Source organism: Micromonospora sp. DT228, from assembly GCF_049841595.1.
In the GTDB taxonomy this organism is placed as follows: domain Bacteria; phylum Actinomycetota; class Actinomycetes; order Mycobacteriales; family Micromonosporaceae; genus Micromonospora.
The window spans coordinates 80,803-100,988 of sequence record NZ_JBNCKO010000022.1 but is presented as its reverse complement, the minus strand read 5'-3'; the positions used below and the strand labels follow the sequence as shown (position 1 = coordinate 100,988).

Sequence of the window (20,186 nt, the reverse complement as noted above, 5' to 3'; positions counted from 1 at the left end):
TACGCCACCAGCTGACACCCGCACACAGCACACACACCGAAGGGCCGGACCCCACCACGGGGCCCGGCCCTTCGGCGACTTTTCCACCAACTGCGGCACGTATTGACAATTGTCGACTTCGGCATGAGGCTGAGGGGCAGTGAGAGCGCTCTCTCGCACCGGCCCCAACCGGCCACCACCCAGTCTGGCCAGGCACAACTCCGATGCCTTCGGCGGCGGCGCCGGAGCTGTGCCTGACCCGTCCCCGACAGGAGTCACGATGGACAGGGCCGCACCCCTCTCCGGCATCCCCCGCCGACTGCGCCTCGCCACGGCGATCGGCGCACTGCTGCTGCTACTCGGCACGTACCTGGTGTCCACCACCAACCGGGCCGACGCCGCCCCCGGCCGAGCCGGCGCTGACTTCGGCGCCAACGCCATCCGGGTAGCCGAGTTCCCCGCCGACTGCACCTACAGCCACCGGCTGCCGGACGACCCGATCATCTTCCCGGGCCTGCCCGGGGCGTCGCACATGCACAGCTTCTTCGGCAGCACGGTGACGAACGCCAACACCACACTGCCCGACCTGGTCAACTCCCAGAGCACCTGCAACCCGCGGGTGGACGTCTCGTCCTACTGGGTGCCGACCCTCTACCGCGACAACGTGCCGGTGGAGCCGGCCATCGCCACGTTCTACTACCTGGGCGAGGGCGTCCGCTCCGACGTCGTCGCGAACACCCAGCCGTTCCCGCTCGGGTTGCGACTCGTCGCCGGCAACGCGAAAGCCACCGGGTCGGACGACAGCATCGCCCGGTGGTCGTGCCTGCACGCGGGACAGGTGCCGCCGTCGAAGAACTTCGTCACCTGCCCGTCCGGCACGATGCTGGAGTCGTACCTGGACTTCCCGCAGTGCTGGAACGGCCGCGACCTGGACTCGCCGGACCACAAGAGCCACCTGGCGTACCCGGTGAATCAGGCCTGCCCGAGCACCCACCCGGTGCACGTGCCGAAGTTGCGGCAGGTGCTGCGGTACCCGGTCAACGGTGACCCGTCGCGGTTCCGGCTGGCCTCCGGGCCCGGCTACACAATGCACGGCGACTTCTTCAACGCCTGGCCGGTCGCGGAGATGGCCCGGCGGGTCCAGGACTGCATCCGTCCCGTCATCAAGTGCGGTGCCGACGGGCGTCCGCTCTGAGCCGACAGTCGCACCCCGCGGCGGCGGGTCCGGCCATGCCGGGCCCGCCGTCCCGGGCGAGAGGAGGCCGGATGAGCAGACCCTCCGTGCGTACGACCGGTTGCCTGCTCCTCGCGGCGCTGCTGCTCGTCGCCGCGTGCACCAGCGGGTCACCGACCGAGCCTCCGACATCGACCGCGGCGAGCGCGGCCACCGAGTCATCCACCACGGCGCCGTCCACGCTACGACCGCTACCGCCGCACCGGTCGGGTCGGCTTCACCGAGCGGCTCGGCGGGCCCGTTCAGCGCCACCGACGTCGCGTGGCTTCAACTGACGGTGGCGATGAACGAACGCCTCCTGCCGGTGCTGGACCTGGTGTCGAGCCGAACCGCCGACTCGGCGTGGCTGACGTTCACCGCTCGGCTCGACACGGCGCATCGCGCCGATCTGCGCACGGCTCGACGGCTGCTCGCCGAGTTCGGCGCCCCGACGACAAACCCGCACGAGGGCCACGACATGCCGGGCATGGTCACCGACGAGGAGTTGGCCGCGTTGCGGTCGGCCAGCGGGGCCGCGTTTCAGCGGCGGGCCAGCCAGCACGTACGGGCGCACCTGGAGCAGGCGATCCGGATCGGCAGTGCCGAGCAACGCGCAGGGGTCCACCCCGCGACCACGGCGTTGGCCACGAAGGTGGTCCGGACCGGCAGCGCCGAGCTCACCCGACTCGATCGGTTGGACCGGACCACAGCCGTCAACCGCGACTGGTGACGATCTCGTCGAGCAGCGCGGCGAGCTCGGCCGGGCGGGACAGGAACGGCGAGTGGCTGGACTCGATCCGCCGGACGTCGGTGGCCCGGTCGGCCATCTTCTCCTGCAGCGGCAACGGAATGGCATGGTCGTTCGTGCAGACGACGTAGGTCGACGGAATGGAACGCCAGGCCGGCTCGGTCACCCGGTCCACGCAGACCCGCAGGCGCTGGTCGACCAGCTGATCGATGGCGGCCTCGGCGTCGGCGTCGGACAGGTCGCCGTAGAACGCCTCCCGAGGGTCCCCGGTGAGTGGGATCAACCCGTCGGTGTCCACCGGGTCCGGTACGCCGTGGAAGCTGAACATCGATTCGCCCCGGTCCAGTTGGTACGCCGTCAGGTACACGAGATGCTCGACCTCGGGTAGGCCGGTGGCGGCCTCGCTGACCGGGATTCCTCCGTAGGAGTGGGCGACCACGACGACCGGTCCACCGACCGCCGCGATCTCCTTGCGGATGGCGTCGGCGTCGTCCGGCAGGCCGCCACGGGCGTCCGGCCCCGAGGTGGGCAGGTCGACGGCCCTGGTCGGATAGCCGAGGGCGTCCAGTTCGGCCCGGAGCCGGTGCCAGACGCCGGGCTGGTGCCAGGCACCGTGGACGAGCAACAGGGTGGGGCGAGTCGAGATCATGGCCTGCGCTTTCACCGAACAGACAGTCTGTCGGACACCATGTCCGACGCGTCAACGATAGCCGACGGTCGCCAGCAGCCGGGCGATCGTTGCCGGCTCCGCCAGGTGCGGGAAGTGGCTACCGGGGAGCACTGTCACCACGACCTCCGGCAGGGTTTCCGTCAGCCAGGTCAGATAGCGGGGCGGCGGCTCGGAGGAGGTCACCCAGCGGTAGGGGATCCCCCGCTCGCCGATGGACCGCAGATCACGCTGCCGCTCGGCGGAGATCCCCTCGTCGGACCCGCGCAGGATCTCGCCCCAGTAACCCAGCAGCAGGTCCGGCCGGGGATCGGTCGCGGTGGTCACGATCTGGCGTGCCTCGGCCGGCAGGGCCTCGATGCCCATCCCGGCGAGCATGCCGTCCCACACCTGTCGCCAGTCCGGGCCGCGCAGCGTGGGCTCGGCCTGGCGTACGGCCGCACCGAATGGGCCGGGCAGCAGGATCTGGTCCAGATTCACCACGCCGCGCACGGGGTGGCGGGCCGCGTAGGTGGTGGCGACCACCGCGCCGACGGAATGTCCCACCACGATCGGCTGGACGAGACCCTCCCCGGTCACCTGCTCGTGCACGACGTCGGCCACCTCCGCCATGTCGTACGACGGCAGCCGGGGTGCGTCGCCGTGCCCGGGAAGGTTCAGCGCGAGGACGGGCCGGGCCGGTTCGATAGCCGCTAGCTCGCGGCGGACCGGGTCCCACTGCCGCGTGTCAAAGGTGAGGCCGTGCAGCAGCACCAACGGTGGGCGGTTGTCGTCCGTCATTGCCTCACCCTCCTACATTCGGGCGCTCGCCCGCAGCGAGTCGATGGTGAGGTCGAGGACCGCCTCCAGATGATCGATCTTGCCGGTGGAGAGCAGCAGCAGGACGCCGCCCTGGATCCCGGCCAGCAGCGCCGCGGCGGCGCGGTTGGCGTCCACGCCCGCGGCGATGTCTCCGGTCGACTGCATGTGTCGGATTCCCTCGGTGATCGCTTCCTGCCAGCGCCACATGAGCCCGGTCACGATCGCCTGCGCGCCCGGTGCGCGCCGGCCGGTCTGGCCGAGCAGCCCGTTGAGCGGGCACTTCACGCCCTGCGCGAGGTAGCGCTCGATGAGCCGGTCGCGCCACGCCAGCCAGGCCGGCCAGGAGGTGAGGTTGCTGAGCATCGGCTCCTGGTCGATGAGCACCTGGTCGGCCTCGTGCTGGGCCACCGCGAGCAGCAACTCCTCCTTGCCGTCGGGGAAGTAGTGGAAGAGCTGGCCCTTGCTGGTGCCGGTGCGGGCCAGCACGTCCTCGAGGCGTACCTCGTCGACGCCGCGCTCGCGGACCTCGGCGGCGGCGCCGGTGACGATCCGCGCGCGGGTGGCCTCGCCCTTGCGGGTGAACGCCCGTGTCATGCGACCTCCGTCACCGTTTCTGCTGCGTGCCTGCCGATCCGACCCTAGCTCGCGCTTTGGACTTGCCGGTCCAAATTTGGCGAGCGAAGGTTTGCGGCGCGGTCCGATCCGGGCCGACACCACGATCGGGAGGGGCACCACCGTGAACCACTACTACCTGCTCGGGCGGTCCGGCCTGCGGGTGAGCCGGCTGGCGCTGGGCACCATGAATTTCGGAGTCGACGGGTTCCACGCCGCGTACGGCAAGACCGAGGAGGAGGCGGAGCCGATCTTCCGCCAATACCTGGAAGCGGGCGGCAACCTCATCGACACGGCGGACTTCTACACCGCCGGGGAGAGCGAGAGGATCCTCGGCCGCCTGATCGACCGGGCCGGCGTCCGCGAACGGCTCGTGCTCACCAGCAAGGCCACCAACACCGTCGACCCGGCCGACCCGAACGCCAGCGGCAATGGCCGCAAGCACCTCATGCGGGCCGTGGAAGGCTCGCTGAGCCGGCTCGGCACCGACTACATCGACCTGTACCTGGTGCACACCTGGGACCGGATCACGCCGGTCGAGGAGGTCGTGCACACCCTCGACGACCTGGTGCGCGCCGGCAAGATCCGGTACGCCGGGCTCTCCGACGTACCGGCCTGGTACGCGGCCCGGGCGCAGAGCTACGCCGAGGCACACGGGCTGGCCCCGATGATCAACGTGCAGCTTCCGTACTCCCTGGTGACGCGGGGCATCGAGGCGGAGTTCGTGTCGATGGCGCAGAGCCTGGGGATGGGGCTCACCGCGTGGAGCCCGATCGGCGGCGGGCTGCTCAGCGGCAAGTACCGACGGACCGGCGAGGGCCTGAGCGGGACCGGCAGGTTGACAAACCCCGACGCCGCGGGTCGGGAGATCACCTCCGGCGACTGGAAGGTGATCGAGGCGCTGGAGAGCGTGGCCGCCGACCTGGGCCGCAGCATGGCCCAGGTCGCGATCAACTGGGTGGCCACCCAGCCCGCCGTCGCCTCGGTGATCGTCGGGGCGAGCAGCCCCGAGCAACTCGCCAGCAATTTCGGCGCGCTCGACTTCGAGATCCCGGCCGACGCCCGTCGCCGGCTCGACGAGGCCAGCGCTCCGGACCTGGGGCTGCCGTACGGCATGTTCACGCCGCAGTACCAGTCCTGGGTGGTGAGCCCCGGCCTCGGCATCGGCGACAAGCCGGCGGGTTACGCCCCGCCGGTGTTCAACGGGGCCACCCAGCCCACGACGTGACTGCCCCTGCCGACCACCGGTACGGGCGCCGCGCGCGCAGCGCCCGTACCGGTGTCACCGCACGGCGACGGTCACGGCCGGCTCTGCTCGGGAAGCTGGTTGCCGTAGTAGGCGCCGGCGCCGTGCTTACGGGTGAAGTGGCGGTCCAGCAGCCACTGCGGGGCGGCCGCCGCGGGGTTCAGCGACAGCGTCTTCAGGGCCATCTCCGCGACCGCCTCGCAGACGATCGCGTTCTCCACCGACTTGAGCGGGTCCTTCGCCCAGGTGAAGGGGCCGTGGTTGGCGGCGAGGGCGACGGGGTTGGCCAGCGCCTCGGCCTCTCCCCCGATCAGCTCGATGATCGCCCGAGCCGTGTTGAACTCGTAGTCGTGGGCGCACTCGTCGGCGGTCAGGTCGCGGGTCACCCGGATCGGACCGGCGAAGGTGTCGGCATGCGTGGTGCCGAGCACCGGCACGTCCCGCCCGGCCTGGGCGAAGGCCACGGCGTGCGTCGAGTGGGTGTGGGTCACCCCGCCGATGGACGGCCAGTGCAGGTAGAACGCGCGGTGGGTCTCGCTGTCGACGGAGGGCCGCAGCTCTCCGGCGACGACCTGCCCGGTCTCCAGATCCACCGGGACCAGAAGGTCGGCGGTGAGGTCCTGGTACGCCACGCCGGAGGGCTTGATGACATAGATGCCCGCCTCGCGGTCGACCCCGCTCACGTTGCCCCACGTCAGCTCGGCCAGGCCGGCCGAGGCGATGAGGCGGTTCGCGGCGAGGACTGCGGCGCGCAAGTCGGTGGATCCGGCCGTACTCATTGCAGGTGACGCCTTTCGGGTGGGGGTGGCATCCGACGCGGCGCGATGCGGTGCCGCGGCACGTTAGCGCTAACATTCTGCCCGGTCAATAGCGGGTGCGCAGTGCCGGACCGGGGCGCCGCGCCCACTCGTGGCACGACACGGGCGCAGTTTAGACGCCGGCGCGGCGACGCGCGGCCCACCTCACTCGTCGACGCCGGCCACCCGGCTGAGCCCCGGCGTCGGCGTCGGATCGCCCTCGTAGAGCGCCACGTACCGCCGACGCAGCTCGGACCCCTGCGCGCCGAGCGCGGCGAGGTTGAGGATGTTGTGGCCGACGCCCCACGCCTCGGGAAGGGTGCAGACCCGCAGCGGGATCGCGTTCGCGTCGGCGATCCGGCGGGGCACGGTCACCGCCGTGGCGAGGTCCACCACGCCGTCGAGCGGGCTGATGGCGACCGCGGCGGTCCGTAGACCGGTCCGGCGCGGCGGCTTCGGCAGGCTCCGCGCGATCGTCAGGTACTGGGTGACGGCGGAGAGCGAGTAGCCGCGTGACGTGACGCGATCCGGGAGGATGCGCCGCCCGTACAGCGTGATGAGCGGTCGGACCGCGAAGGCCGGCGCCTGGCGCGGATCTGGGCCGAAGAACGGCGAGAGCAACAGCAGATGCCGTACGAGGTCGCCGGGCACCTGGGCCAGCCAGGCGGCCAGCACCGCGCCGCCGGAGATCCCCACGACGCCCACCTCGTCGCCGAGGCCCGCCGCCACGGCCAGCGCCCGCGCCGCGTACGTCGTCAGCTCCTCGGCCTCGACCCGGTGGTGGGCCCGCCCGTCGACGGTCCCGTGGTGGGGAGCCCGGGGGATCCAGACGGTGTACCCGCGGTCGAAGAACTCCTCGGCCAGCCCGTCGTACTGCTCGGGCGCGAGGGTGTATCCGTGCAGCAGCAGGACGACCCGGCCGGTACGGGAGCCGTGACTCAGCAGGCGGCTCCGCGATTCCGGCCGGACCGCCGGGTCCGCCGCCTCGGCCGCCATCATGGCCTCGGCGGCCCGGGTGGCGGTGTCGAAGTCGAGCGGTTCCGACGGTGCGACGCGTAGCCCACGGCGGCGTAGTGGCCAGAGATACAACCCGGCGACCAGCGCCACGACCAGCGCCGACCCACCGAGCGCAAGCGCGATGATCTCCGGCATGCGCCGATGCTGACAGGAGTGCGGGTCGGGCTGTGCCGAGGGGTGCGCCCCGGTGACAGGGCGCACCCCGGTCAGCTATTTCGCAGCGTCCCCCGGCGCGAAGACGATCCGGGAGCGCAACTGCCGGAACCCGGTCCGTTCCAGTTCCGCGAGCACCGCGACCTGGTGGGAGTCCACGTCGGCGATGACCTCCCGGGCCCCGCCGGCGGCCAGCACCCGGACCGCCTCGGCCAGCAACTCGGGTCGGGCCGCCTCGTCGAGCAGGCCCAGATAGGCCAGCAGCGGGTAGCAGGCGTCTCCGGCCGTGCCGACCAGACCCACCGGCGCGCCCGCATCCAGCGCGACGCGCCATTCCTCGGTCGCGTCGCCGAGCCAGGCCAGCGGGTCGGTGGCCAGGTCGACGCCGGCGACCGCCCGCGCGATCTCGACGCCGGTCAGCACGTCCGGCTCGGCGATCCGGGCCACCAGGGCATTGATCTCCGCCACGTCGGCGGGCCGCCGGAATTCGTAGCGCCCGGAGGACGCGGGCAGCGGGGTGCCCGCCCAGGAACACCTGAGCCGCTCCCCCCGCTCGACAAGCCCGGCGAGCCGGGCGGCCTCCATCGGCGCCCGCACCACGGCCAGCACCTCCGCCCGACGCCGCCAGTGCGCCGGCAGCGCGGCGTAGTACAGGCCGGGACCGCCGAGCGCCTCGTGGGCGGCGTGCAGCAACTCGGCACCCACCTCCGGCTCGGCGTCCAGATCGAACCGGTCCAGCCAGGGGGCTCCGACGGCGCCCGGCGGTTGCGACCAGGCGGCCCGGCCGACCACCCGGCCGGCGCGCAGGGCGACCCAGGTGGTCTCGGGCCGGTAGCCGCCGCCGGCGATTCCGTCGGCGTAGGCGACCTGGCGCAGTTGGGGCAGCGGATCAGGCATGGAGTCGAACAGGTTTTCCTCGCCCGCGACGAGCGGACGGATGACCAGATCAGTCATGGGTGGGGCCTCCGGGAAGCGCGCGCCCCGGATCAGATCCGCGCGGACGCCGGAGCGCGGAGGGGGCGCAGAACATCGGACATTGTTCTGACCTCCTTCCAGCTCGACGGCGTGCCAGAGCACCATACGCGCGCCAGCCGTCGGGCCGCAACGGTGCGTCACAACGTCGGGTTGGTCTCCGACCCACGCCGGTGGGCGCGCTGGTCGAACACGGCGATGCCGGCCAGGATCACCGCCGCCGAGGCCGCCACGGCGACTGGCGGAAGCAGCACCATCGGTAGCGCCGCCACGAGCAGCGCCCCCGCACCGACGTACAGCATCCGGCAGCGTGGCGCGGATCGGTTCTCCTTCTCCAGGAAGCTCCGCCCGAGCAGGAACAGCACCGGGCCACCGAACATGATGGCGACCAGGGCCCAGTCGATCGGCGGGTGCGGGTGCTCGATGACCTGCCCGAAGCCGACGGCCGTACAGATGATGCCCCCGACGATGATCAGCAGGCTGTAGCTCGCCCACCGCGACAGCTGAATCCCCTGCCCGCCCGGGGTCGCGGCCTGGCCGGACCGGACGTGGTAGAAGTAGATCCGCCAGAACGAGACCGCCGTCACGAAGGCGGCGACGAGGGTGATGATCCCCGCCATCGTGAAGCCGGGAAAGCTGACGGCGGCGCCGGCTTCGAGCACCACCTCGGCGAGGGCGATCATGAAGAACTGGTTGTACCGCTCCGCGAGGTGGACGTGGGAGACCGCGACCCCCGACCGGTGGAACCACCCTTTGCCGAGCCACGGCACGGGCCAGGCCGTGGCGGTGCCGGTGAGCTCGATGGCGAGGGCGAGGGTCCAGAAGATGCCCCGACCGAGGCCGCCGCTGATGCCGCCACTGATCCACAGCACGGCGGAGGCCGTGTGCCAGGTCAGCACCCGGGCCGCGAGCGCCCGACCGGGGTGGCCTCGCAGGGCGAACGTCAGGAAGAGCGGTCGGCCGATCTGGATGATGACGTACGTGCAGGCGAAGACCACGCCGCGCCTGCCGAACGCCTCCGGCAACGAGACCGCCAGCACCAGCGTGCCGAACATCGTCGCCAGCAGGACGGCCTGGAGGTCCGCTCGGCGGGGGTCGTAGGTGCTCGCCAGCAGGGCGTTGAGCGACCAGATCATCCACATCGCCGCGAAGAACAGGACCGTCTGGCCCGCCTCTGACAGCAGCGTGTGCCGGACGATTGTCAGGTCGTCCGCCACCCGCCCGGCGAGGCGGGCGAGCGCGAAGACGTAGACGATGTCGAACAGCAGTTCCAGGACCGTCGCCGAGTCGGGGCTCCTGCTGTCGCCGAGCCCACGCATGATCCGGGGGCGGGTCAGCACGGACGGCGGGACAGCTCAGCCGGCCACAGCCGCCGGCACGGGCACGCCGGGGCGGTGACGGTGTTCGAAGACCTGCTCCGCTGCCATCGTCCCGGGCCCTCTCGCCGACCGTGCCGCCTGCTTCCTGCTCTGCGTACCTTATCCGGGTATGTGAGATTCTTCGTGATTTTGCCGGATACCCCCGGGTGCGGATCCGGCCGGTGCGGCCTCGCCCGTCGCGCCCCCATCGGCGGTACGGGCGATCATGCGTGCCGTCACCCCCCGGTAGGAGCGCGGGTCGACGGGGAACAGCCACTGCCGGGCCCGGGTCAGCGGACCGAGGTTGAGCCCCATCTCGTCGAGCACCTCGTCGATGTTGTGCATCGAGAACGGGATGATGTTCGTCCCGCGGGCGTGCCGCCCGTTGGTGCGCGCCGCCATCCAGGCCAGGCGGGTGCGCACCTCGTCGCGCATCCGGTCCTCGGCGGGCAGGGTGATCCCACCCCGCAGGTACGCGGCCGTCCACACCGCCGCCATCTCCGCGCTGAGCGGACTGAAGAACGACGAGTTGTAGCCGGCGAACGTCAGCCGTGGCACGCCGAGCGGCAGGATCTGGCGGTAGAGCTGGAAGTTGCCCGCGTCGTCCTGCAGCCGGGCGTGCAGCGCGTCGTCGAAGAAGGGCACGTGCTGACGGAAGCCGGTGCCGCAGATCACCAGGTCGGCGGGGAGCACGGTGCCGTCGGCCAGGCGGGCGGCGGGCCGACCGTCGTCGTCGACAAGCAGTTCGGTGATCACCTGGTCGCGGTGCACGACGATGCGGCCATCGGCGACGCGCTCGAAGAAGCCCTCCGTGGCGAGGCTGACCGTGCTGCGGGCGATGTCCTCGAAGCTGCCGTTGGGCACCAGACCCAACTCACGCAGTTTGAGCTGCCTGGTCGCGACCGAGCCGACGCTGTCGACCATCCGTTGGCGCAGGCCGTTACCCGGACCGTGCAGGAACCGCTCGAAGCCCTTCAGGTTGAGGTAGCGGAACAGCGCCTCACCCATCCGACTGAGCAGCAGGTACTTGTAGTTGAGCACGCCACCGAGCTTGCGGGGCATTTTCCAGAGCAACTCCCGGGCCACCACGTGGGTCTGGGCGGCGAGGTCGGTCAGCGGGACCGCCACATCGCACGACGACTTGCCGTACCCGACGACGAGGACGTTGCGGCCCCGGGCCGCCTCGAGGTCGTGGAACTCCCCCGTGGCCAGGACCCGCCCACCGGCGGCGGCGAAGGCCGCGTGCCCGTCGAACGACGGAACGACCGGGTCGGAGAAGATGCCGTTGGCGACGATCAGGTGGTCGTACCGCTGCACCGTCACCGGGTCCTGGGCCCCCGCCGGCCGCGACGTGACAAGCCACCCGGTGTCGTCGTTGATGAGCTCGGCGGAGGCGACCTCCGTGGACAGACGCAGCACGCCGGCGATCCCGAACTTCTCCACGTAGCTCTCGAGGTAGCGCTGGACCTGCTCCCCCGAGGGCCACTGCGGATAGTCGGCGGGCATCGGCAGGTCGGACAGGTGATAGGTGCCCTTGTTGTTCTGCGTGTGCAGACCGGGATATCGCCGGGTGCGACTCCACACCCCACCGACATCGGGCGACCTGTCGAACACGGTGACGTCGAACCCGCTCTGCCGCAGCACCTTCGCTGCGCTCAGACCGGCGAATCCGGCACCGACGATGGCGATCCTCATGGCATCCTCCGAAGCGCTCGAACCACTGCGGCAGCGGTGGTGAGCGCACGCTAGCGAGCGGGCCGCGGCTGTCGCTATCCGCTGCGCGCGAGGTGTGTCCGCATCGCGCGGCCGACCGATCCGTGTCGGGTGCACGGCTTTCCGACACAGTCCTTCCGGGTCGCGCCTTACCTTTAGCGCACCAGGACGACCGGGAGGGGTCGGATGGATGCGGTGACGGTCCGGACGGACGACGTCGACCAGGCCCGCGCCGAGGTCGGCCGGGTCTTCTGTCCGCATCGACTCACCCCGCAGGCGGGCGTGCACGCCGTCCAGTTGCGGATGGCGGCACACCGGGTGGGCGGGGTCGGTGTCATCGACCTCGACTACGGGCAGGCGGTACGGATCCAACCCCCCGCCCTGGAGAGCTTCTACCTCGTCCAGGTCCCCCAGGCCGGCAGCACCGAGGTCCGGCACGCCGGAGGCACGGTGACCTCGACACCCGAGGTCGCCTCGGTCCTGTCCCCTCATGACCCCTCGGACATGCGGTGGTCCGAGGGATCCCCACATCGGATCTTCTACGCCGACCGGCGCTCCGTCGACCGGGAGATAGCCCGCCTGCTGGGCCACCCGGTGGACGACCCGATCCGCTTGGACATCGGCATGGCCATGACCACGCCGAGGGCGCAGGCGTGGGCACGTGGGGTGGCGTTCCTCGCCGACGAGCTGGCACAGCCGACGGACGCGTCCCTGTTCGACCACCCGCAGGTCGCCGCTCGTTTCGAGCAGGGGCTCATCGGCCAACTGTTGCTGGCCCACCGGCACAGCCATTCCGACCTGCTCGCCGAGCCGGGCCACCACGCCAACCCCGGGCGGCTGGTCCGCCGGGCCTGCACGCTGATCGCCGACCACCACGGCGAGGCGCTGACCGTCGGTGACGTCGCGGAGGCGCTGCGGGTGAGCGTACGGACGTTGCAGGACTGCTTCCGGCGGGAGTTGCGGACCACCCCGACGGCGTACCTGCGTGCGTGTCGCCTCGACGCGGCGCAGCGATCGCTGCGGGCGGCCGAGCCGGGGGTCTCGGTGACGACAATCGCGCTACGGCACGGGTTCGTGCACCTCGGTCGGTTCGCGACCGAGTACCGGAGCCGGTTCGGTGAGTCGCCGTCCGCGACCCTCCGCCGCTGAGCGGACCGGTCGCCGCCGGGTCAGCCCGGGCCCGAAGGGTGGGCCGCCGAGAAAACCGTTATCCCGCAGCGGTCGGCGAGTCTCCTGAGGGGGGCGCTGCTGACGATCAGGCACCGTCCTTCGTCGAACAGCGATGTGACCACACGAAGGAGTCGAGACGATGCGCGCAACCGGCCCGGGTGAAGCGGACACCCCGAAAGGGTCCCGTGGAGTCCATGCGGAGCCCCGACGCCTGAGGCTTCCGATCGGCGTCCGGCGTCTGCTGTGGCCCCTCGCCGTGGCCGCCGTGGTCGCCGTACTGGTGACCGGGGTGATCGTCGTGGCGCAACCGACCGGGCCGACGCCCGCTCCCGCCGCAACGCAGGCGTTCGACACGCCGGTGCCGACGACCCCGGAGGCCAGCCCGCCCACCGCGACCACCCCCGCCGCCACGACGAGCCCGACCGGGCTGACCCCGACGGCGACGACCAGGCCGACGGCGACGCCGACGGCTCGGCGTCCGGTCGCCCCGGCGGCGACAGCCGTGACCTCGAAACGCAAGGGTGTCGGGGTGTGGACCTTCGACGGGGTCAGCCAGGCGCTGGCCAGCTCCGGGGCGAGTTGGTACTACACCTGGGACGTGGCCCACCCGGGAGTCACCAGCCCGAAGAACGCCGAGTTCGTCCCGATGATCTGGGGGGCGAAGAGCGTCACCGCCGGCAACCTGCAGAAGGCCAAGCAGAACGGCCGCTACCTGCTCGGGTTCAACGAGCCGGACCTGAAGGGTCAGGCGGAGATGACCGTGGAGCAGGCGTTGGAGCTGTGGCCGCAGCTCGAAGCGACAGGTCTGCCGCTGGGCAGCCCGGCCGTGGCCTGGGGCGGTGACCGGCCGGGCGAGTGGCTCGACCGCTTCCTGGCCGGGGCGAAGCAGCGCGGTTACCGGGTCGACTTCATCGCCCTGCACTGGTACGGCGGCGACTTCACCACGGACAACGCGGTCAACCAGCTCAGGTCGTATCTCCAGGCGGTGCACGACCGCTACCAACTGCCGATCTGGCTCACCGAGTTCGCCCTGATCGACTTTTCCAACGGCGTTCGCTTTCCGACCCAGGCAGAGCAGGCCGCGTTCCTCACCGCGGCGACCCGGATGCTGGGCGGCCTGTCCTGGCTGCACCGGTACGCGTGGTTCGGCCTGCCCGCCACCGACAAGGACCAGACCGGGCTCTTCCGCACCGGCAGCGAGGTGACCGCCGTGGGCCGCGCCTACCAGGCCGCGCGCTGAACCGGATTCACGTGGTCTCGCCAGGAGTGCCGCGGCTCGTACCCCAGCACCCGGCGTGCCTTGTCGACGCTGAGCAGGGTCTCGTGCTCGCCCAACTCCTTGCGGACCTCGACGCCCGGGTAGACCTCGGCCAGCAGGCTGGCGCTGGACCTGCTCATGACGGTGTCGACGCCCGCGATGATGAACACGTCGGCGCCGGGCCGGTCGTGGGCGAGCGCGCGCTCGACCGCCTGCGCCCCGTCGCGGGCGTCGAGGTAACCCCACAGGTTCCACCGCCGCGCCTGGGGGTCGGCGTCGAAGGAGGGGAACGCGGCGTAGTCCTCGACATCCATCACGTTGGAGAAGCGCAGACCCACCATGACCAGCTCCGGGTCCCAGCGGCAGAAGTGCCGCGCCATCTCCTCCTCGAGGGCCTTGTTCAGCGAGTACGTCGACTCCGGTCGTGGCGCGTACTCCTCGTCGACGGGGGCGTACGGCGGCGGGGTGTCGAACGGCAGCCCGAGCACCGTCTCGCTCGACGCCCACACCACCCGCCTGATCCCGGCCGCCCTGGCCGCGGCGAAGACGTTGTACGTGGCGGCGGAGTTGTTCGCGAACGTGGTCGCGTTCGACATCAGCCCGGGGGCCGGCACCGCCGCCAGGTGCACGATCGCCTCCACCCCACCGGCGTGCTCGTCGGCGCCCCCGGTGAACGCCTCCACCACCTGCCCGTAGTCGGTCAGGTCGACCAGGAGGAACTCGCCGTCGACGTCGCGCGGATCACGGCCGCCGGCACGGTCCACCGCCAGCACGTCGACGCCCACGGCGCGCAGGTGGGCGACCACGGCACGGCCGAGCTTGCCGGTGGCACCGGTGACGACGACACGCCTGGGCAGTGCGGAGTTGGTCATCACCACATCTTCGCCGGGAGCGGCGGCGGGCCCGCACGCGGGTGCCGCGCCACCCCTATTCGCCGGGGGTGATGAGCCCGCTCTCCCTGCGATGTACCTGCCGGTCCGCGCGTGCCCGGGCCCGCGGGTGCGTAACGTGCAGGGGTAAACGTTGACGCGACGAGGAGACTGCATGTCCAAGCCACCGCTTCCCGAAGCCGCGATCGCCATGCTCCGGAAGCCGAACCCGGCCGTGATGACCACGCTTCGTAACGGTGGTCAGCCGGTGTCCGCCGCCACCTGGTACCTGTGGGAGGACGGCCGGATCCTGGTGAACCTGGACGAGAGCCGCCGCCGGTTGGAGCACATCCGCAACGACCCGCGGGTGTCCCTGACCGTGCTCGACGAGGCCGGCTGGTACACCCATGTCAGCATCGTCGGGCACGTCGCCGAGCTGCGCGCCGACGAGGACCTGGCGGACATCGACAGGTTGTCCCTGCACTACACGGGCAACGCGTACCCGCGGCGCGAGCGCGCCCGGGTGAGTGCCCTGATCGAGGTCGACAGGTGGCACGGTTGGGGTTCGCTCAAGGACAACGACCAGGTCGGCTGACGGCTGACGCCGCGCGTCAGGGGGTCAGGCTGGCGGCGGACCGGGTGCCGGAGCGGGTCACCAGGTAGCCGAAGGCCGCCGCGGTGAAGAACATGACGATCCCGTAGACGGCACCCGGTATCGCCATCTGGGTGCTGTCGAGCAGTGCGGGGCTGAGCGCGATCGTGATGGCCAGGGTGCTGTTGTGGATGCCGATCTCGAACCCGGCGGCCGTCGCGGCGCTCCGGTCCACCCCGGCGAGGCGCGGTACGCCGTACCCGATCGCGAGGCTGAGCAGGTTGAACGCGAGCACGGCCAGGCCGACGGAGACGAAGTAGTCGGCGATGTTCTCCCGCTCGCCGAGGACGGCGCCGACGATGACGGCGACGAGCACGACGACGGAGAGAATCCGGATCGGACGGTTCAGCCGCTCGGCGGCCGACGGCACCCGGGCCCGGATCAGCATGCCGATCGCGACCGGGACGAGCACGATGGCGAAGACCTGCAGCACCTTGTCGAACTGCAGTCCGATGCTCCTGCCGTCGGGCAGGAAGTACGCGGCCGACAGGTTGACCAGGATCGGCAGGGTGACCACGGCGAGCACCGAGTTGACGGCGGTCAGGGTGATGTTCAGCGCCACGTGCCCGCCGAACAGGTGGCTGAAGAGGTTGGCCGTCGTGCCGCCCGGCGACGCGGCCAGCAGCATCATGCCGACGGCCAACTCCGGTGCCAGGTCGAACGCGAGGACCAGGCCGAAGCAGAGCGCCGGCAGCACCAGCACCTGGCACACGAGCGCGATGACGGCGGCTCGTGGGTGCTGGGCCACCCGGCGGAAGTCCGTGCTGGTCAGGCCGAGACCCAGACCGAGCATGATGATGCCGAGGGCGATGGGCAGACCGATCAGGGTCAGGGCGGAGTCCATGGCACAACATCGTTACCAGTGGGTAACGCGTTCACAATCGTCCGTGTGGCCGGTCGACTCTTGACCGTGGAGTGTGGTCGGCTTAACTTCATCAATCAGATAAGTGTCTTTACTAATTGTGCGTCAACCCGTCGTGGGAGTGTGCCGATGCGACAACTCCGCCACCGCCGTCTCACCGCCGTCGTCGCCCTGGCGACCCTGCTGATCACCGCAACCCCGCCCACCGCCGCCAGCGCCGGCGACCACCAGCAGCACCGCGCCGGCTACCACCGGGTCGGCTACTTCACCCAGTGGGGCATCTACGGGCGGGCCTTCCCGGTCAAGAAGCTCGACACCTCCGGGGCGGCGAGCCGCCTCACCCACGTCAACTACGCCTTCGGCAACGTCAGCGAGGACGGCCGCTGCTACCTGGACGGCGGGCCGGGCGAGGGCGACGCCTGGGCCGACTACCAGCGACCGGTCCCCGCCGAGGAAAGCGTCGACGGCGTCGCCGACGCCCCCGGCCAGGCGCTCAACGGCAACTTCGGCCAACTCGCCAAGCTGAAGGCCAAGCACCCCAAACTCCAGGTGCTGATCTCGCTGGGCGGCTGGAGCTGGTCGACGTACTTCTCCAACGCCGCCCGCACCGACGCCTCCCGCAGGGCGTTCGTCGCGTCCTGCGTCGACCTCTACCTCAGGGGCAACCTCCCGGGCGCCCCGGGCGCCGCCGCCGGCGTCTTCGACGGCATCGACCTCGACTGGGAGTGGCCCAACTGGGCGGGTGAGCCCGGCAACGTCATCCGCCCGGAGGACCGGGAGAACTTCACGAAGCTGCTGGCCGAGTTCCGCCGACAACTCGACGCGTACGGGCGCACGACCCGGGCGCACCACCCGCTGACCGCGTTCCTGCCCGCGAACCCGGCCACCATGGACGCCGGCTACGAGGGCCGCAAGATCTTCAAGTACCTGGACTTCGCCACCGTGCAGGGGTACGACTTCCACGGCGGCTGGGAGGCGGTGGCCAACCAGCAGTCGGCGCTGCGCGTACCGGCGGGATCACCGGACAACCCGGATTTCTCCGTCGAGGTCGCCATCGACGGCTGGATCGCCCGGGGCGCGCCGCGGGACAAGCTCGTTCTCGGCATCCCCTACTACGGCCGGGGCTGGACCGGCGTCACCGGCGGCGGCAACGGCCTCTTCCAGCCGGCCACCGGGCCCGCGCCGGCCACCTTCGAGGCCGGCTACGAGGACTACAAGAAGCTCAAGACCCTGGCCGGCAACGGCTACACCGTGCACCGCGACCTACGCGCCGGGCACGCCTGGCTCTTCGACGGTACGACGTTCTGGACGTACGACGACCCGGCCGTCGTGTTGCAGAAGACGCTCTACATCCGGCGTACCGGTCTGGGTGGCGCGATGATCTGGTCGCTGGACGGCGACGACGACAACGCCACGCTGACCAAGACCATCGGCCTCGGGCTGACGACCTGGTAGGCGCACCTCCGCACGACCCGGCCCGTCGCCGACCGATCGCCCGGTCGGCGGCGGGCCGTCGCGTCAGCTCAGTGGCTGCTCCAGCGCTCGCTGTACCGCCAGGTCAGGCTGCCGTCCGGCTGTCGGGGAAGCCGATCCTCGTCGGGGCCGGGTGGGGTGACCCCGTGCAGGGTGGCGCCCGCGAAATAGGAGATGGCGTGCAGGACCTCCGCCCGGGTGTGCGGGAACTGCCGGATGTCAGCCACCGGGAAGCCGCCGTGGGCAGCGGAGTAGCTGAACTCTCGCGGCTTCTCGACCTCGGGATAGTCCCGTTTGAAGGCGATGGCGAGGACGTTGCCGGCGACGAAGATCCGATCCAGGTGGTGCCAGGCGATGAACCTGTTGTGGTCGCTGGTCCGGATACCGATGCCCTGCTTGGAGAGCGCGAGGATGAGCGGCCGTCTCGCCAGCGCAAGGTGGCCGGTCACGACGTCCTGGAGTTGAACGACGACGAGATAGGCGCTGACGAGGGACCCGGCCACTATCCACAGCACCCCGAGGGCCTTGAGCTCGATAAATCCCCCGAACTGGATGTGCCGGTGCATCGGGTCGGGGCTGATCATCGCCGCCAGCAGAGCGCCGCCGACAGCGGCAACCAGGACCGGGGTGCGCCACCACCAACGCGGCACGTCACCATCGACGTCCGGACCCATGCCCCCGAGCCACCACACCCCCACGGCGGTTGCGCAGGCAATGATGGGAATGGCGACGTTCGTGTCCGCCCCGAGAACGGGCTCCAGGATATTCACGATCACCGTCACCAGCACGATGGCGGCGATCAAGCCCCCGCTGATGATGGCCAGCCCCCACTTGATCCTTGCGTGTCGCCGAAACCCTTCTCGAAAGTCGTTACTGGCGGTGAATACCAGTCCGATGCCGATCGTTGCCGCAAACAGGTCGGCGAAGATCAGCAGTGCATCGACATCGACCCACCCAGGCAGCTCCGATGCCGTCCCGGGGATGATCTGTCGCGCCAGCAGGTACAGGGTGTACAGGGCGGCGAAGGCGACCGACAGCGCGAGCTGTCTCCAGTGCGCCGCCAGGAGTTCTCGGTGCAATGGGTGGAACAGCCGCTGTGGTCGCCGCAGTGTGTCGATCACCGGCCGCGCATCGGCCAGGGCGGGTAGATTCGCGGCCGGCGTGGCAGCGGGCGGATCACCCGCCGGCTGATCCTCGGCCGTCGGCGACGCGGTAGTCGCAGGTGGGGCCGGCCGCAGCACCAGGTCGGCCGCGAGATCCGTGTTGCGTTGCCGCGGGCGGGGCAGCCCCTGGCTGGGCAGTGTCACCGCCAGGTGCCGGTACACGGCACTCAACGTGAGGTCATCCCCGTCGGGGTGGCCGTCGCGCACCGGAGGCCCGTGCTGCAACAGTCGGAGCAGTTCGCCGGTGAACGCCGTGTGCTCGGCGCCGACCGGGGCGATGGCGGCGACGTTGTCGGAGGTCGCGGTGAGGGTGAAGGTCCCCTGGATCTCGCTGCGGTCGGCGAGCCCGTTCTCCACGTCCGCAGTGGACATGTTGTTGAGGGCGCGGCCCGCGAAACAGCAGTCGAGGATCAGCACTCGGGTGCGGGCGGGGCTGTCGCGCATCGCGTCGCGAACCCAACTGAACGGAATGGCCGTGTACTTCAACCAGTCCGGACGGGGGTCGGTGCCCGGCAGAGCGAGGAACAGCTCCCCGTTGTCGTCGAGAAGCCCGTGGCCGGCGTAGTAGACCAACAACAGGTCCTCCGCCTCGCCGCAGCGTTCGGCGATCGTGACACCCGCCTCCCCCGCGTGCGGGAGGTCGAGAAGCTGGGTGCAGCGTTCGACGGCGACCAGGTCGACCGGCCCGGTGGTGACCAGTCGGGCCAACTCGGTGACATTTGCTCGCACCGCCGGCAGATCCTCAAGGGCCTGCTGGCTGTGTGTGGCGGTGCCGATCAACAGCGCCGTCGACCGACTCGGATCGGGGCGACTCACCTGTCGTTTGTCTCGACAGACGGTTCGTGCTCGGCCAGCGCGCGTACGGCAGCCTCGATGAGCGCGGTGACCTGGTCCATGTCACGAGCCCGGCGGACGTCCAACTCGGCCGACGATCCGCCAGGAAGGGTCAGGCGCACCGTCACGTCCTCGCGACGGTGGGTCAACCAGCCGGCGATCGCCTGCACCAGCACCATGACGGCGCCGCCACTGCCCACGGCCACCAGCAGCACGTCCGTGGCCCCGGCCGACATCTCGTCAGCCGGAATCGTCGAACCGGGGGCCGGCGCGGCGGTCACCTTTCCGCGGAGCCGGTCCTCGGCGCGCAGCCAGGACGCCAGGGACCGGCGAGCATCGGCAGAGGGATGATCTGGATAGACCGCGAGCGCGATCGTCTCCTGAGACTCGGGCAACGTCTTCTCCCTCCGGCGAAGGCAAACCCCACCCCGTCATCCTGCCAGCCGCCGTCGCCCCCAGGCACCCCGCAAAGTCACCGGAGTCGATCAGCCCTTGACCGCCGTATCAACGATTCATAGGCTCCGGCCACTGCGAGGCTTTCCCCCAAGAAGGGAACCCGAGACATGCACCAATCGTCGCGTCCGTTCTGGATTGTCCCTCCGAAGCGGCTGGCGAGTGCCGCCACGATC

The 20,186-nt window shown here is 70.8% G+C and carries 19 protein-coding genes; 7 read left to right on the top strand and 12 right to left on the bottom strand.

What is annotated here, in order from left to right; translation table 11 throughout:
* Window positions 1-259 precede the first annotated feature (259 nt).
* On the top strand, window positions 260-1,174 hold the full coding sequence (locus ACLQ29_RS31430) for a DUF1996 domain-containing protein (protein ID WP_425774999.1): 915 nt from the start codon (window positions 260-262) through the stop codon (window positions 1,172-1,174).
* A gap of 322 nt (window positions 1,175-1,496) precedes the next feature.
* Window positions 1,497-1,922: a DUF305 domain-containing protein gene (locus ACLQ29_RS31425; RefSeq protein WP_425774998.1), complete on the top strand. Its 426-nt coding sequence runs from the start codon at window positions 1,497-1,499 to the stop codon at window positions 1,920-1,922.
* Here ACLQ29_RS31425 and ACLQ29_RS31420 read toward each other — a convergent pair.
* From ACLQ29_RS31420 to ACLQ29_RS31410, 3 genes are read right to left on the bottom strand one after another with little or no spacing between them, the layout of a single operon-like run.
* Window positions 1,906-2,589 carry an alpha/beta fold hydrolase gene (locus tag ACLQ29_RS31420; RefSeq protein ID WP_425774997.1) on the bottom strand — a complete coding sequence of 228 codons (684 nt, stop codon included), beginning with the start codon at window positions 2,587-2,589 and terminating at the stop codon, window positions 1,906-1,908. The genes ACLQ29_RS31425 and ACLQ29_RS31420 overlap by 17 nt on opposite strands.
* Window positions 2,590-2,640: 51 nt before the next feature.
* Window positions 2,641-3,387, bottom strand: coding sequence for an alpha/beta fold hydrolase (locus tag ACLQ29_RS31415; protein WP_425774996.1), 747 nt, complete (start codon window positions 3,385-3,387; stop codon window positions 2,641-2,643).
* 12 nt (window positions 3,388-3,399) lie between these two features.
* Window positions 3,400-4,002, bottom strand: a complete 603-nt coding sequence (locus tag ACLQ29_RS31410) for a TetR/AcrR family transcriptional regulator (RefSeq protein WP_425774995.1) — start codon at window positions 4,000-4,002, stop codon at window positions 3,400-3,402.
* A gap of 142 nt (window positions 4,003-4,144) precedes the next feature.
* Here ACLQ29_RS31410 and ACLQ29_RS31405 point away from each other — a divergent pair, with 142 nt between their 5' ends.
* The gene (locus tag ACLQ29_RS31405; protein ID WP_425774994.1) at window positions 4,145-5,248 is read left to right on the top strand and encodes an aldo/keto reductase; all 1,104 of its coding nucleotides are present in this window, start codon (window positions 4,145-4,147) and stop codon (window positions 5,246-5,248) included.
* Between the two features lie 71 nt (window positions 5,249-5,319).
* On the opposite strand, the gene araD is transcribed toward ACLQ29_RS31405, so the two are convergent.
* From araD to ACLQ29_RS31380, 5 genes are all read right to left on the bottom strand, one after another.
* Window positions 5,320-6,045 carry an L-ribulose-5-phosphate 4-epimerase AraD gene (gene araD / locus ACLQ29_RS31400; RefSeq protein WP_425774993.1) on the bottom strand — a complete coding sequence of 242 codons (726 nt, stop codon included), beginning with the start codon at window positions 6,043-6,045 and terminating at the stop codon, window positions 5,320-5,322.
* A 183-nt stretch (window positions 6,046-6,228) separates the two neighbouring features.
* Complete coding sequence (locus ACLQ29_RS31395; protein ID WP_425774992.1) at window positions 6,229-7,215, bottom strand: alpha/beta hydrolase; 987 nt, start codon at window positions 7,213-7,215, stop codon at window positions 6,229-6,231.
* Window positions 7,216-7,290: 75 nt separating this feature from the next.
* Window positions 7,291-8,187: an acetyltransferase gene (locus ACLQ29_RS31390; protein ID WP_425774991.1), complete on the bottom strand. Its 897-nt coding sequence runs from the start codon at window positions 8,185-8,187 to the stop codon at window positions 7,291-7,293.
* A 158-nt stretch (window positions 8,188-8,345) separates the two neighbouring features.
* On the bottom strand, window positions 8,346-9,545 hold the full coding sequence (locus ACLQ29_RS31385; protein ID WP_425774990.1) for a low temperature requirement protein A: 1,200 nt from the start codon (window positions 9,543-9,545) through the stop codon (window positions 8,346-8,348).
* Window positions 9,546-9,683: 138 nt separating this feature from the next.
* Window positions 9,684-11,258 (bottom strand): flavin-containing monooxygenase, encoded by a 1,575-nt coding sequence (locus ACLQ29_RS31380; RefSeq protein WP_425774989.1) that lies wholly within the window; start codon window positions 11,256-11,258, stop codon window positions 9,684-9,686.
* A 204-nt stretch (window positions 11,259-11,462) separates the two neighbouring features.
* Between ACLQ29_RS31380 and ACLQ29_RS31375 the strand changes: the two genes are divergently transcribed.
* Window positions 11,463-12,425, top strand: coding sequence for an AraC family transcriptional regulator (locus tag ACLQ29_RS31375; RefSeq protein ID WP_425774988.1), 963 nt, complete (start codon window positions 11,463-11,465; stop codon window positions 12,423-12,425).
* Window positions 12,426-12,711: 286 nt separating this feature from the next.
* On the top strand, window positions 12,712-13,686 hold the full coding sequence (locus ACLQ29_RS31370; RefSeq protein WP_425774987.1) for a glycoside hydrolase family protein: 975 nt from the start codon (window positions 12,712-12,714) through the stop codon (window positions 13,684-13,686).
* On the opposite strand, the gene ACLQ29_RS31365 is transcribed toward ACLQ29_RS31370, so the two are convergent.
* Window positions 13,668-14,576, bottom strand: coding sequence for an NAD-dependent epimerase/dehydratase family protein (locus ACLQ29_RS31365; RefSeq protein WP_425774986.1), 909 nt, complete (start codon window positions 14,574-14,576; stop codon window positions 13,668-13,670). The genes ACLQ29_RS31370 and ACLQ29_RS31365 overlap by 19 nt on opposite strands.
* 172 nt (window positions 14,577-14,748) lie before the next feature.
* On the opposite strand from ACLQ29_RS31365, the gene ACLQ29_RS31360 reads away from it, so the two are divergent.
* Window positions 14,749-15,168 carry a PPOX class F420-dependent oxidoreductase gene (locus tag ACLQ29_RS31360; protein ID WP_425774985.1) on the top strand — a complete coding sequence of 140 codons (420 nt, stop codon included), beginning with the start codon at window positions 14,749-14,751 and terminating at the stop codon, window positions 15,166-15,168.
* A gap of 16 nt (window positions 15,169-15,184) precedes the next feature.
* Here ACLQ29_RS31360 and ACLQ29_RS31355 read toward each other — a convergent pair whose 3' ends face one another.
* Window positions 15,185-16,069, bottom strand: a complete 885-nt coding sequence (locus tag ACLQ29_RS31355; RefSeq protein ID WP_425774984.1) for a bile acid:sodium symporter family protein — start codon at window positions 16,067-16,069, stop codon at window positions 15,185-15,187.
* Window positions 16,070-16,216: 147 nt separating this feature from the next.
* On the opposite strand from ACLQ29_RS31355, the gene ACLQ29_RS31350 reads away from it, so the two are divergent.
* Window positions 16,217-17,542 (top strand): glycoside hydrolase family 18 protein, encoded by a 1,326-nt coding sequence (locus ACLQ29_RS31350; protein ID WP_425774983.1) that lies wholly within the window; start codon window positions 16,217-16,219, stop codon window positions 17,540-17,542.
* Window positions 17,543-17,610: 68 nt separating this feature from the next.
* On the opposite strand, the gene ACLQ29_RS31345 is transcribed toward ACLQ29_RS31350, so the two are convergent.
* Together ACLQ29_RS31345 and ACLQ29_RS31340 are read right to left on the bottom strand one after the other, a co-directional pair.
* Window positions 17,611-19,539, bottom strand: a complete 1,929-nt coding sequence (locus ACLQ29_RS31345) for a caspase family protein (RefSeq protein ID WP_425774982.1) — start codon at window positions 19,537-19,539, stop codon at window positions 17,611-17,613.
* Window positions 19,536-19,952 carry an effector-associated constant component EACC1 gene (locus ACLQ29_RS31340; RefSeq protein WP_425774981.1) on the bottom strand — a complete coding sequence of 139 codons (417 nt, stop codon included), beginning with the start codon at window positions 19,950-19,952 and terminating at the stop codon, window positions 19,536-19,538. Before ACLQ29_RS31340 ends, ACLQ29_RS31345 begins: the two co-directional genes overlap by 4 nt.
* Window positions 19,953-20,186 lie beyond the last annotated feature (234 nt).

Bases quoted from the DNA above. Each gene is read 5' to 3' on its own strand.
- ACLQ29_RS31420 (WP_425774997.1), bottom strand. From the start codon at position 2,589: ATGATCTCGACTCGCCCCACCCTGTTGCTCGTCCACGGTGCCTGGCAC.
- ACLQ29_RS31410 (WP_425774995.1), bottom strand. From the start codon at position 4,002: ATGACACGGGCGTTCACCCGCAAGGGCGAGGCCACCCGCGCGCGGATC.
- ACLQ29_RS31395 (WP_425774992.1), bottom strand. From the start codon at position 7,215: ATGCCGGAGATCATCGCGCTTGCGCTCGGTGGGTCGGCGCTGGTCGTG.
- araD (WP_425774993.1), bottom strand. From the start codon at position 6,045: ATGAGTACGGCCGGATCCACCGACTTGCGCGCCGCAGTCCTCGCCGCG.
- ACLQ29_RS31425 (WP_425774998.1), top strand. From the start codon at position 1,497: ATGAACGAACGCCTCCTGCCGGTGCTGGACCTGGTGTCGAGCCGAACC.
- ACLQ29_RS31415 (WP_425774996.1), bottom strand. From the start codon at position 3,387: ATGACGGACGACAACCGCCCACCGTTGGTGCTGCTGCACGGCCTCACC.
- ACLQ29_RS31360 (WP_425774985.1), top strand. From the start codon at position 14,749: ATGTCCAAGCCACCGCTTCCCGAAGCCGCGATCGCCATGCTCCGGAAG.
- ACLQ29_RS31390 (WP_425774991.1), bottom strand. From the start codon at position 8,187: ATGACTGATCTGGTCATCCGTCCGCTCGTCGCGGGCGAGGAAAACCTG.
- ACLQ29_RS31355 (WP_425774984.1), bottom strand. From the start codon at position 16,069: ATGGACTCCGCCCTGACCCTGATCGGTCTGCCCATCGCCCTCGGCATC.
- ACLQ29_RS31350 (WP_425774983.1), top strand. From the start codon at position 16,217: ATGCGACAACTCCGCCACCGCCGTCTCACCGCCGTCGTCGCCCTGGCG.
- ACLQ29_RS31365 (WP_425774986.1), bottom strand. From the start codon at position 14,576: ATGACCAACTCCGCACTGCCCAGGCGTGTCGTCGTCACCGGTGCCACC.
- ACLQ29_RS31430 (WP_425774999.1), top strand. From the start codon at position 260: ATGGACAGGGCCGCACCCCTCTCCGGCATCCCCCGCCGACTGCGCCTC.
- ACLQ29_RS31380 (WP_425774989.1), bottom strand. From the start codon at position 11,258: ATGAGGATCGCCATCGTCGGTGCCGGATTCGCCGGTCTGAGCGCAGCG.
- ACLQ29_RS31375 (WP_425774988.1), top strand. From the start codon at position 11,463: ATGGATGCGGTGACGGTCCGGACGGACGACGTCGACCAGGCCCGCGCC.